General features: G+C 64.2%; 12 protein-coding genes and 1 tRNA gene. All 13 read left to right on the top strand.

Annotated elements, in window-relative coordinates; translation table 11 throughout:
- The first annotated feature begins 145 nt into the window (after window positions 1-145).
- The 13 genes from JI745_RS04635 to nuoL all read left to right on the top strand — a co-directional run bounded on the left by JI745_RS04635 (window position 146) and on the right by nuoL (window position 11907).
- Window positions 146-230: transfer RNA gene (locus tag JI745_RS04635), tRNA-Leu, on the top strand.
- 58 nt (window positions 231-288) lie between these two features.
- The gene (locus JI745_RS04630; protein WP_201804163.1) at window positions 289-648 is read left to right on the top strand and encodes an NADH-quinone oxidoreductase subunit A; all 360 of its coding nucleotides are present in this window, start codon (window positions 289-291) and stop codon (window positions 646-648) included.
- A gap of 15 nt (window positions 649-663) precedes the next feature.
- A complete protein-coding gene (locus JI745_RS04625; RefSeq protein ID WP_201804161.1) occupies window positions 664-1140 on the top strand; it encodes an NADH-quinone oxidoreductase subunit B family protein in 477 nt (158 codons plus the stop codon).
- An 8-nt stretch (window positions 1141-1148) separates the two neighbouring features.
- Window positions 1149-1745 (top strand): NADH-quinone oxidoreductase subunit C, encoded by a 597-nt coding sequence (locus tag JI745_RS04620; protein ID WP_201804160.1) that lies wholly within the window; start codon window positions 1149-1151, stop codon window positions 1743-1745.
- A complete protein-coding gene (locus JI745_RS04615) occupies window positions 1745-2998 on the top strand; it encodes an NADH-quinone oxidoreductase subunit D (RefSeq protein ID WP_201804159.1) in 1254 nt (417 codons plus the stop codon). Before JI745_RS04620 ends, JI745_RS04615 begins: the two co-directional genes overlap by 1 nt.
- Complete coding sequence (gene nuoE / locus JI745_RS04610) at window positions 2995-3501, top strand: NAD(P)H-dependent oxidoreductase subunit E (protein ID WP_201804157.1); 507 nt, start codon at window positions 2995-2997, stop codon at window positions 3499-3501. Before JI745_RS04615 ends, nuoE begins: the two co-directional genes overlap by 4 nt.
- Before the next feature lie 8 nt (window positions 3502-3509).
- Window positions 3510-4865 (top strand): NADH-quinone oxidoreductase subunit NuoF, encoded by a 1356-nt coding sequence (gene nuoF, locus JI745_RS04605; RefSeq protein ID WP_201804155.1) that lies wholly within the window; start codon window positions 3510-3512, stop codon window positions 4863-4865.
- Window positions 4866-4889: 24 nt separating this feature from the next.
- Window positions 4890-7229: an NADH-quinone oxidoreductase subunit NuoG gene (gene nuoG / locus JI745_RS04600; RefSeq protein WP_201804154.1), complete on the top strand. Its 2340-nt coding sequence runs from the start codon at window positions 4890-4892 to the stop codon at window positions 7227-7229.
- 2 nt (window positions 7230-7231) lie between these two features.
- Window positions 7232-8326, top strand: coding sequence for an NADH-quinone oxidoreductase subunit NuoH (gene nuoH / locus JI745_RS04595; RefSeq protein ID WP_201804152.1), 1095 nt, complete (start codon window positions 7232-7234; stop codon window positions 8324-8326).
- Window positions 8327-8341: 15 nt separating this feature from the next.
- The gene (gene nuoI / locus JI745_RS04590; RefSeq protein WP_201804151.1) at window positions 8342-8839 is read left to right on the top strand and encodes an NADH-quinone oxidoreductase subunit NuoI; all 498 of its coding nucleotides are present in this window, start codon (window positions 8342-8344) and stop codon (window positions 8837-8839) included.
- A gap of 47 nt (window positions 8840-8886) precedes the next feature.
- A complete protein-coding gene (locus JI745_RS04585; protein WP_201804149.1) occupies window positions 8887-9528 on the top strand; it encodes an NADH-quinone oxidoreductase subunit J in 642 nt (213 codons plus the stop codon).
- A complete protein-coding gene (gene nuoK, locus JI745_RS04580; protein WP_201804148.1) occupies window positions 9525-9851 on the top strand; it encodes an NADH-quinone oxidoreductase subunit NuoK in 327 nt (108 codons plus the stop codon). The genes JI745_RS04585 and nuoK overlap by 4 nt, the downstream gene beginning before the upstream one ends.
- A gap of 4 nt (window positions 9852-9855) precedes the next feature.
- Window positions 9856-11907 (top strand): NADH-quinone oxidoreductase subunit L, encoded by a 2052-nt coding sequence (gene nuoL, locus JI745_RS04575; RefSeq protein WP_201804147.1) that lies wholly within the window; start codon window positions 9856-9858, stop codon window positions 11905-11907.
- Window positions 11908-11928 lie beyond the last annotated feature (21 nt).

Genomic DNA, 11928 nt, shown 5'->3' with positions numbered 1-11928 from the left:
GTTGTCCGGCGTCAAATCGCGCTGTAGGTAATACTGCAGCAGTGAGTTCGCGTGATGTTTGAGGTTAGAATCACAGGCTGTCTGGTGAGCGATACCTCATGCAATCCAGGCGCCGTTGCTGGAAGTTGAACGGCAGACCCGTTAGGCCGACGTGGTGAAATTGGTAGACACGCTATCTTGAGGGGGTAGTGGCGAAAGCTGTGCGAGTTCGAGTCTCGCCGTCGGCACCAGATCCATCGGCAAGGCACCTACCCGGCGCCTTGCCGGATTCAGCAGCCTGACGCCACCATGAATCTCGGCCCCTACCTTCCTGTGATCTTGTTCATCCTGGTAGGTGTGGCGGTCGGTGTGGCGCCCCAGGTGCTGGGTTTTCTCTTCGGGCCGCGTCGTCCTGACGCCGCCAAGAACTCCCCTTACGAATGCGGTTTCGAGGCGTTTGAAGACGCGCGGATGAAGTTCGACGTGCGCTACTACCTGGTGGCGATCCTCTTCATCCTCTTCGACCTGGAAATTGCTTTCCTCTTCCCCTGGGCCGTGTCGCTGCACGAGATCGGTGCTGCCGGCTTCTGGGCCATGATGTTGTTCCTGGGCATCCTTGTCGTCGGCTTCGCCTACGAGTGGAAAAAGGGCGCCCTCGACTGGGAATGATTGCGAGGTAGTACCGTGGGTATCGAAGGCGTTCTCAAAGAAGGCTTCATCACCACGAGCGTCGATGCTCTGGTCAACTGGTCCAAGACCGGTTCGCTGTGGCCGATGACGTTCGGCCTCGCGTGTTGCGCGGTGGAAATGATGCACGCGGGTGCCGCCCGTTACGACATCGACCGTTTCGGGATGCTGTTCCGTCCCAGCCCGCGCCAGAGCGACTTGATGATCGTCGCTGGCACGCTGTGCAACAAGATGGCGCCGGCGCTGCGCAAGGTGTACGACCAGATGGCCGAGCCGCGCTGGGTGCTCTCGATGGGCTCCTGCGCGAATGGTGGCGGCTACTACCACTACAGCTACTCCGTCGTGCGCGGCTGCGACCGCATCGTGCCGGTGGACGTCTACGTGCCGGGCTGCCCGCCGACGGCAGAAGCGCTGCTCTACGGCATCCTGCAGCTGCAGACGAAGATCCGCCGCGAAAACACGATCGCCCGCTGAGCGCACGCATGAGCAGACTCGACACACTCCAAACTGCGCTCGAAAGCGCGCTCAGCGACAAGATCAAATCCCTCGTCCGCGATCGCGGCGAGATCACGGTCACCGTGTCCGCCGCCAACTACCTCGACGTGGCGACCCGGCTGCGCGATGACGGCACGCTGTACTTCGAGCAACTCGTCGACCTTTGCGGCGTCGACTATTCCTCGTACAAGGACGAGCCGCGCGATGGCCCGCGCTTCGCCGTCGTCTCGCACCTGCTGTCGGTCCGCCACAACTGGCGCGTGCGCCTGAAGGTGTTCTGCCCTGATGATGATTTGCCATCGGTGGCGGCGCTCACCCCGATTTGGAACTCGGCCAATTGGTTCGAGCGCGAGGCATTCGACCTCTACGGCATCCTCTTCGACGGCCACCTCGATCTGCGCCGCATCCTCACCGACTACGGCTTCATCGGTCACCCGTTCCGCAAGGACTTCCCGGTCAGCGGCCACGTCGAGATGCGGTACGACCCCGAGCAGAAGCGCGTCATCTACCAGCCGGTGACCATCGAGCCGCGCGAGATCACGCCGCGCATCATCCGCGAAGACAACTACGGCGGCCTGCACTGATGGCTGAGATCAAGAACTACACCCTCAACTTCGGCCCGCAACACCCGGCTGCGCACGGTGTGCTGCGCCTCGTGCTCGAGCTCGACGGCGAAGTCATCCAGCGTGCCGACCCGCACATCGGCCTGTTGCACCGCGCAACCGAGAAGCTCGCCGAGACGCGCACCTACATCCAGTCGCTGCCCTACATGGACCGGCTCGACTACGTCTCGATGATGTGCAACGAGCACGCCTACTGCCTGGCCATCGAGAAGCTGCTGGGCATCGAGGTGCCCGAGCGTGCGCAGTACATCCGCGTGATGTTCTCCGAGATCACCCGCCTGCTGAACCACCTGATGTGGCTCGGTGCGCACGGCCTCGACTGCGGTGCGATGAACATGCTCATCTACTGCTTCCGCGAGCGCGAAGACCTCTTTGATATGTACGAGGCCGCCTCGGGCGCCCGCATGCATGCGGCCTACTTCCGCCCGGGTGGTGTGTACCGTGATCTGCCGGATTCGATGCCCCAGTACAAGGCCTCGAAGATCCGCAACGCGCGCGCGCTCGCGCAGATGAACGAGAACCGCCAGGGCACGCTGCTCGACTTCATCGAGACCTTCGCGAACAACTTCCCGAAGCGCGTCGACGAATACGAGACGCTGCTCACCGACAACCGCATCTGGAAGCAGCGCACCGTCGGCATCGGCGTCGTCTCTCCGGAACGCGCGCTGAACCTTGGCTTCACCGGCCCGATGCTGCGTGGCTCGGGCATCCAGTGGGACCTGCGCAAGAACCAGCCCTACGACGTCTATGACCGCATGGACTTCGACATCCCGCTGGGCAGCAACGGCGATACCTACGACCGCTACCTCGTGCGCGTGGAAGAGATGCGCCAGGCCAACCGCATCATCCAGCAGTGCGTGAAGTGGCTGAAGGCCAACCCCGGCCCCGTCATCACCGACAACCACAAGGTCGCGCCGCCCTCGCGCGTGGACATGAAGTCCAGCATGGAAGAGCTGATCCACCACTTCAAGCTCTTCACCGAAGGCTTCCACGTGCCCGAGGGCGAGGTGTACTCGGCCGTCGAGCACCCGAAGGGCGAATTCGGCATCTACATCGTGAGCGACGGCGCCAACAAGCCTTATCGCCTGAAGATTCGTCCCCCCGGCTTCCCGCACCTCGCGGCGCTGGATGAAATGTCGCGCGGCCACATGATCGCCGACGCGGTGGCCGTGATTGGCACCATGGACATCGTGTTTGGAGAGATCGACCGGTGAGCGCCGCCACTGCAACCCTCAGCGAGGCCACGCGCGCCCGCTTCGACCGCGAGGTCGCCAAGTACCCCGCCGACCAGAAACAGTCGGCCGTGATGGCGTGCCTGTCCATCCTGCAGCAGGAGCAGGGCTACGTGTCGGCCGACGGCGAGCGCCTGATCGCCGACTACCTCGGCATGCCGCCGATCGCGGTGCACGAGGTCACGACCTTCTACAACATGTACAACCAGCAGCCGCTGGGCACCTTCAAGCTCAACGTCTGTACCAACCTGCCGTGCCAGCTGCGCAACGGGCAGGGCGCGCTCAACCACCTGTGCGAGAAGCTCGGCGTGGAAGAGGGCGGTACCACGGCCGACGGCCTCTTCACCGTGCAGAAGAGCGAGTGCCTGGGTGCCTGCGCCGACGCGCCGGTGATGCTGGTCAACGACCGCCAGATGTGCAGCTTCATGGACAACCAGCGGCTCGATGCGCTGGTCGACACGCTGCGCGCCGGCGCCAGGAAGTGAGTTCGACGATGCAACCCCAGATCGACCTGTCGCAGTTCCAGGCCAAGGGCACGGAGACCTGCTTCCACGGCCGCCACATCGGCGCGCAGATCTATGACGGCCTCGACGGCAAGAACTGGTCATTGAAAGACTACGAGGCACGCGGCGGCTACCAGGCGCTGCGCCGCATTCTCACGGGCGGCAACGGCCTCGAGCCGATGACGCCCGAGCAGGTGATCGCCGAGGTGAAGACCTCAGGCCTGCGCGGCCGTGGCGGTGCCGGTTTCCCGACCGGCCTCAAGTGGAGCTTCATGCCCCGCATGTACCCGGGCGCGAAGTACCTCGTCTGCAACTCCGACGAGGGCGAGCCGGGCACCTGCAAGGACCGCGACATCCTCATGTTCAACCCGCACATCGTGATCGAGGGCATGGCCATTGCCGCCTTTGCGATGGGCATCGCCACCGGCTACAACTACATCCACGGCGAGATCTTCGAGGTGTACGAGCGGTTCGAAGCCGCACTTGAAGAGGCCCGCGCTGCCGGCTACCTCGGCAACAACATCTTCGGCTCGTCGTTCAACTTCCAACTGCACGCTGCGCACGGTTTCGGCGCCTACATCTGCGGCGAAGAAACCGCGCTGCTCGAGTCGCTCGAAGGCAAGAAGGGCCAGCCGCGCTTCAAGCCGCCGTTCCCGGCCAGCTACGGCCTCTACGGCAAGCCGACCACGATCAACAACACCGAGACCTTCGCGGCGGTGCCCTGGATCATCCGCAACGGCGGCCAGAAGTACCTCGAGATCGGCAAGCCCAACAACGGCGGCACGAAGATCTTCTCGGTGGTGGGTGACGTCAACCAGCCGGGCAACTTCGAAGTGCCGCTCGGTACGCCGTTCCCGAAGCTGCTCGAACTGGCGGGCGGTGTGCGCACCGGCCGCAAGCTCAAGGCGGTGATCCCCGGTGGCTCGTCGGCCCCGGTGCTGCCGGCGTCGATCATGAACGAGTGCACGATGGACTACGACTCCATCGCCAAGGCTGGCTCCATGCTCGGCTCGGGCGCCGTCATCGTGATGGACGACTCGCGCTGCATGGTCAAGAGCCTGCTCCGCCTCTCGTATTTCTACATGCACGAAAGCTGCGGCCAGTGCACGCCCTGCCGCGAAGGCACGGGCTGGCTCTTCCGCATGGTCGAGCGCATCGCCAACGGCCAGGGCCGCATGGAAGACATCGACCTGCTGAACTCGGTGGCCGACAACATCCAGGGCCGCACCATCTGCGCGCTGGGCGATGCCGCCGCGATGCCGGTGCGCGCCATGATCAAGCACTTCCGCGATGAGTTTGTCCACCTCATCGAGCACAAGACCAGCGTGGTCCCGGCCTACGTCTGACGCGGGCCCCCAAGGCAACACGACATGATCGAAATCGAACTCGACGGGAAGAAGGTAGAGGTCGCCGAAGGCAGCATGGTGATGCATGCAGCCGACAAGGCCGGCACCTACATCCCGCACTTCTGCTATCACAAGAAGCTCTCCATCGCTGCCAACTGCCGCATGTGCCTGGTCGAGGTGGAGAAGGCCCCGAAGCCCATGCCCGCCTGCGCCACGCCGGTGACGCAGGGCATGATCGTCCGCACCAAGAGCGACAAGGCGATCAAGGCCCAGCAGGGCGTGATGGAGTTCCTGCTGATCAACCACCCGCTCGACTGCCCGATCTGCGACCAGGGCGGCGAGTGCCAGCTGCAAGACCTGGCCGTGGGCTACGGCGGATCGTCCTCCCGCTACACCGAAGAGAAGCGCGTCGTCTTCCACAAGGAAGTCGGCCCGCTGCTCTCGATGGAGGAGATGAGCCGCTGCATCCATTGCACCCGCTGCGTGCGCTTCGGCCAGGAAGTGGCCGGCATCATGGAGTTGGGCATGGTGCACCGGGGGGAGCACTCCGAGATCACCACCATCACCGGCGACACCGTCGACTCCGAGCTGTCGGGCAACATGATCGACCTGTGCCCGGTCGGCGCGATCACCAGCAAGCCTTTCCGTTACAGCGCCCGTACGTGGGAGCTGTCGCGCCGCAAGAGCGTGAGCCCGCATGACGGCACTGGCGCCAACCTGATCGTCCAGGTCAAGAACCACAAGGTCCTTCGGGTGGTGCCGCTTGAGAACGAAGACGTCAACGAGTGCTGGCTCGCCGACCGCGACCGTTTCTCGTACGAAGCCGTCAACAGCGAAGACCGCCTGACCGCCCCCATGCTCAAGCAGGGCGGCGAGTGGAAGACGGTCGACTGGACGACCGCGCTCGAATACGTCGCCAACGGTCTGAAGCAGATCAAGACCGACCATGGTGCCAAGGCCATCGGCGCCTTGGGCTCCGCCAACAGCACCACTGAAGAATTGCACCTGCTGGCAAAGCTGGTGCGTGGGCTCGGCAGCGAGAACATCGATTACCGCCTGCGTCACGCTGACTTCGCCAATGTGGGCGGCGTGTCGTCCGGCTCGCCTACGGCTCGATGGCTTGGCACTTCCATCGCCTCTCTCTCCACGCTGCAAAGCGCGCTGGTGGTGGGTTCGTTCCTGCGCAAGGACCACCCGCTCTTCGCCCAGCGCATCCGGCAGGCTGCGCGCAAGGGCGCCAAGGTGTCGCGCATCAACGCCGTGGCCGATGACTGGCTGATCCCGACCGCGAACGACCTCATCGTCGCCCCGAACCTGTGGGCACAGGCGCTGGCCGAAGTGGCCAGCGCCGTCGCCGCCAGCAAGGGCATCGCTGCACCCGTGCAGGCTGAAACGACCGATGCGGCCAAGGCCATCGCCGCCGCATTGCTGGCCGGCGAACGCAAGGCCGTGCTGCTCGGCAATGCCGCCGCGCAGCACCCGCAAGCCAGTCAATTGCTGTCGCTCGCGCAGTGGATCGGCGAGCAGACCGGGGCGTCTGTCGGCTATCTGACCGATGCGGCCAACACCGTCGGCGCACAGCTCGTCAACGCGCTGCCCGGCAGCGGCGGCCTGAACGCCGGTCAGATGCTGTCGACCGGCGGGCTGAAGGCGGCCCTGCTGCTCAACGCCGAACCGGCCTACGACGCCGCCAACCCGGCTGCCGCCCGTGAAGCGCTGAACGGTGCTCAGATGGTGGTCGCGCTGACCTCGTTCAAGAACGCCGCCGTCGACAACGCCGACGTGCTGCTGCCCATCTCCCCGTTCACCGAGACCTCGGGCACCTTCGTCAACGCCGAAGGTCGCGTGCAAAGCTTCCACGGCGTGGTGCGCCCGCTCGGCGACACCCGTCCCGCGTGGAAGGTGCTGCGCGTGCTTGGCAACATGCTCGGCCTGAAGGGCTTCGAGTTCGAAACCTCGGAAGAGGTGAAGGCCGAAGCGCTGGGTGATCTGAGCACCGTTGCCGGTCGCCTGAGCAACAAGCCTGCTGCCGCACGGGCGGCTGCACCGACGGCCACACCCGGCCTCGAGCGCATCGCTGATGTGCCGATCTACTGCACTGACCCGCTGGTGCGTCGCGCCCCCTCGCTGCAGCTCACCGCCGATGCCAAACCGCCGGTGGCCGACATCCCGTCTGCCCTCTGGCTGCAACTCGGTTTGAGTGAAGGCGCCTCCGTGCGCGTTGCGCAGGGCAAGGCGCAGGCCGTGCTGCCTGCTCGTCTTGACGCCACGCTCGCGGCCACCGCCGTGCGTGTGCCGGCCGGCCACCCGTGCACCGCGTCGCTCGGCGCGATGTTCGGTGCCATCACCGTGGAGAAGGCCTGACCATGGTCGACTTGTTCAACCAGTTCACCCAGGCCTACCCCAACACCTGGGCCGTGGCCTGGAGCCTGATCAAGATCATCGCGCTCGTCGCACCGCTGATGATCTGCGTCGCCTACCTCACGCTCTGGGAGCGCAAGGCCATCGGCTGGACGCAGATCCGCCCCGGTCCCAACCGCGTGGGCCCGTGGGGCCTGCTGACGCCGATCGCCGATGCGGTGAAGCTGATCTTCAAGGAGATCATCCTCCCGACCGCTGCCAACAAGGGCCTCTTCCTGCTCGGCCCGATCATGACCATCATGCCGGCGCTGGCGGCCTGGGCGGTCGTGCCCTTCGGTCCCGAGAAGGCGGTGTCGAACATCAATGCCGGCCTGCTGTTCCTGATGGCGATCACCTCGATGGAGGTCTACGGCGTCATCATCGCCGGCTGGGCCTCCAACTCGAAGTACGCCTTCCTCGGCGCGCTGCGAGCGTCGGCGCAGATGGTGAGCTACGAGATCGCGATGGGCTTTGCGCTCGTCGTGGTGCTGATGGTCTCGGCCAGCCTCAACATGACCGACATCGTGCTCGGCCAGAACAAGGGCACCTTCGCATCGGCGGGCTGGAACTTCCTGTCGTGGAACTGGCTGCCGCTGCTGCCGATCTTCGTCGTCTACTTCATCTCGGGCCTGGCAGAAACCAACCGCCACCCGTTCGACGTGGTCGAAGGCGAATCCGAAATCGTCGCCGGCCACATGATCGAGTACTCGGGCATGGCCTTCGCCATGTTCTTCCTGGCCGAGTACGCCAACATGATCCTCGTCTCGGCGCTGGCCGTGACCATGTTCCTCGGCGGCTGGCTCGCGCCGATCTCGTTCTCGGCGATCGGCATGCAGACGCCGGCCTGGATCGAAGCCACCTCGTGGTTCTGGGACTGGTTCTGGCTCTTCGGCAAGACCTTCGTCGTGGTGACCATCTTCCTGTGGGTGCGCTCGACCTTCCCGCGCTACCGCTACGACCAGATCATGCGTCTGGGCTGGAAGATCTTCATCCCCGTCACGCTCGTGTGGCTCGTGGTCGTGGGTCTCTGGATCCAGTCCCCCTGGAATATTTGGAAGTAATCAGAGGGCAATGCCATGAGCGCTGTTGCATCCGTCAAGAACCTGTTTTCGAGCTTCCTGCTCACCGAGCTTTTCAAAGGCATGGCCCTGACCGGCCGCCACTTCCTGTCGCGCACGATCACCGTGCAGTTCCCGGAAGAGAAGACGCCGCTGTCGCCGCGTTTCCGCGGCTTGCACGCGCTTCGCCGTTATGAGAATGGTGAAGAGCGCTGCATCGCCTGCAAGCTGTGCGAAGCGGTGTGCCCGGCGCTGGCGATCACGATCGAGTCGGACATCCGTGATGACGGCTCGCGTCGCACCACCCGCTATGACATCGACCTGACCAAGTGCATCTTCTGCGGCTTCTGCGAAGAGAGCTGCCCGGTGGATTCGATCGTCGAGACCCACATCTTCGAATACCACGGCGAGAAGCGCGGCGACCTGTACTTCACCAAGGACATGCTGCTGGCCGTGGGTGACCGCTACGAGAAAGAAATCGCGGCCAACAAGGAGGCTGACGCGCGCTATCGCTGACCCAGCGGGCCGCAAGGCCCGGTCAGCGTGACCGTCACAAGAACCACATGGATACATCCACCGCGCTCTTCTACGTCTTTTCTGCCGTGCTGCTGGTCGCCGCGTTTCGCGTGATCACCGCACGCAGCGCCGTGCACTCTGCGCTCTTCCTCGTGCTTGCCTTCTTCTCCGCCTCGTGCGTCTGGCTGCTGCTGCGCGCCGAGTTCCTCGCCATCTCGCTCGTGCTCGTCTACGTGGGCGCGGTGATGGTGCTGTTCCTCTTCGTGGTGATGATGCTCGACATCAATGTCGATGCATTGCGCGTCGGCTTCTGGAAGCACTTCCCCGTGGCGGCCATCGTCGGCGTGGTGATCGTGCTCGAGATGGCACTCGTGCTCATCCCGGGCTTCGACGTTGTCAACGCGCCGCCGGCCGATGCCAAGTCGATCGCGATGGGCAACACCAAGCTGCTCGGCATCGAGATCTACACCCAGTACCTATACCCCCTGCAGATCGCGGCGCTCGTGCTGCTTGTCGCCATCATCGCGGCCATTGCGTTGACGCTGCGCCAGCGCAAGGACAGCAAGGCGATCGACGCGTCGCAACAGGTCAAGGTGAAGAAGGCCGACCGCCTGCGCATCGTGAAGATGCAGCCGGTCGTGGAGCCTCCGCCTGCGCCCCCCGCCCCGCCCGCAGGAGAGACCAAATGACAAGCCTCTTTGCCGGCCCGGTTGCGCTGGGGCATTACCTGACGCTGGGCGCGATTCTCTTCGCTCTGTCGGTGATCGGAATCTTCCTCAACCGCAAGAACCTGATCGTGCTGCTGATGGCCATCGAGCTGATGCTGCTGGCGGTCAACCTGAACTTCGTCGCCTTCTCGCACTACCTGGGCGACATGGCCGGGCAAGTGTTCGTGTTCTTCATCCTCACCGTGGCCGCCGCCGAGTCGGCGATCGGCCTCGCGATCCTGGTGGTGTTGTTCCGCAACCGCTCCAACATCAACGTCGACGAGCTCGACACGCTGAAGGGTTGATGGCATGAGCGCGACTTTGAACCCGAACCTGCTGCTCGCCGTTCCGCTGGCACCGTTGGCCGGTGCCATCCTCGCCGGCTTCTTCGGCAAGGCGATCGGCCGCCGCGGAAGCCATATCGCGACCATCCTGGGCGTGCTGGTGTCGTTCATCATCTCGGCCTTCGTGCTGAAGGACGTGATCGACGGCGCCCGCTTCAACGCCACCGTCTACGAGTGGATGGTGCTCGGCGGCCTGAAGATGGAAGTCGGCTTCCTGATCGACGGCCTGTCGGCCATGATGATGTGCGTGGTGACCTTCGTGTCGCTGATGGTGCACATCTACACCATCGGCTACATGGAAGAAGACGCCGGCTACCAGCGTTTCTTCTCGTACATCTCGCTCTTCACTTTCTCGATGTTGATGCTCGTGATGAGCAACAACTTCCTGCAGCTCTTCTTCGGCTGGGAAGCGGTGGGCCTGGTGTCGTACCTGCTGATCGGCTTCTGGTACACCAAGCCCACGGCGATCTTCGCCAACATGAAGGCCTTCCTGGTCAACCGGGTCGGCGACTTCGGCTTCATCCTCGGCATCGGCCTGATCGTGGCCTACGCCGGCACGCTGAACTACAGCGAGACCTTCGCCCGGGCCGGCGACCTCGCCAAGCTCACCTTCCCGGGCACCGAGTGGATGCTCATCACCGTCACCTGCATCTGCCTCTTCATCGGTGCGATGGGCAAGAGCGCGCAGTTCCCGCTGCACGTGTGGCTGCCCGACTCGATGGAAGGCCCGACGCCGATCTCCGCGCTGATCCACGCGGCGACCATGGTCACGGCCGGCATCTTCATGGTGGCGCGCATGTCGCCGCTGTTCGAGCTGTCGGACACGGCGCTGAGCTTCATCCTCGTGATCGGTGCCATCACGGCGCTCTTCATGGGCTTCCTCGGCATCATCCAGAACGACATCAAGCGCGTCGTCGCGTACTCCACGCTCTCGCAGCTGGGCTACATGACGGTGGCGCTCGGCGCCTCGGCCTACTCGGTCGCCGTCTTCCACCTGATGACGCACGCCTTCTTCAAGGCGCTGCTGTTCCTCGCCGCGGGCTCGGTGATCATCGGCATGCACCACGACCAGGACATCCGCAACATGGGCGGCCTGCGCAAGTACATGCCGATCACCTGGATCACCTCGCTGCTCGGTTCGCTGGCACTGATCGGCACGCCGCTGTTCTCGGGCTTCTACTCGAAGGACAGCATCATCGAGGCGGTGCACGAGAGCCACCTGTGGGGCGCGCAGTTCGCGTACTTCGCAGTGGTGGCGGGCGTGTTCGTGACGGCGTTCTACTCATTCCGGATGTACTTCCTCGTCTTCCACGGCAAGGAGCACTTCCACCACAAGCCGTTCCCCGGTGAACACGATCACCATGACGACGAGCACGGCCACCACGAGCCGCACACACCGCACGAATCGCCCTGGGTGGTGTGGCTGCCGCTCGTGTTGCTGGCCATCCCCTCGGTCCTCATCGGCTACCTGACCATCCAGCCGATGCTGTATGGCGAATTCTTCAAGGACTCGATCTTCGTCGACGCGACCAAGCACCATGCGATGAAGGAGATGGGCGCGGCCTTCCACGGCGCCTGGGCCATGGCGCTGCACGGCCTGCAGACGCTGCCGTTCTGGCTGGCGCTGGGCGGTGTGGTCACGGCCTACGCTTTCTATCTGGTCAAGCCCGAGATCCCGGCCTGGTTCCAGTCGAAGTTCGGCTTCATCAACCGCGTCCTCGAGAACAAGTACTACTTCGACGCCTTCAACGAGAAGGTGCTGGCTGCAGGCGCGCGCCTGCTCGGCACTGGCCTGTGGAAGGGCGGCGATGCGGCGGTGATCGATGGTGTGCTGATCAACGGCACGGCCCGTGGCGTGGGCGGTGTTGCCTCGCTGGTGCGGAATGTGCAGACCGGGCGCCTGTACTGGTATGCGCTGGTCATGATCCTCGGCGTGCTGGGCCTGATGACCTGGCAGTTGTGGCCCAACCTCGGCGCGGCGCTGGATGCTTTGCTCCGCGCCCTGTTTGGACGCTGATCGGGCACGGAGAACAAGAAC

Source organism: Piscinibacter sp. HJYY11, from assembly GCF_016735515.1.
Taxonomy (GTDB): Bacteria; Pseudomonadota; Gammaproteobacteria; order Burkholderiales; family Burkholderiaceae_C; genus Rhizobacter.
The sequence above is the reverse complement of the archived record's forward strand: the minus strand, read 5'-3'. Positions and strand labels throughout refer to the sequence as shown.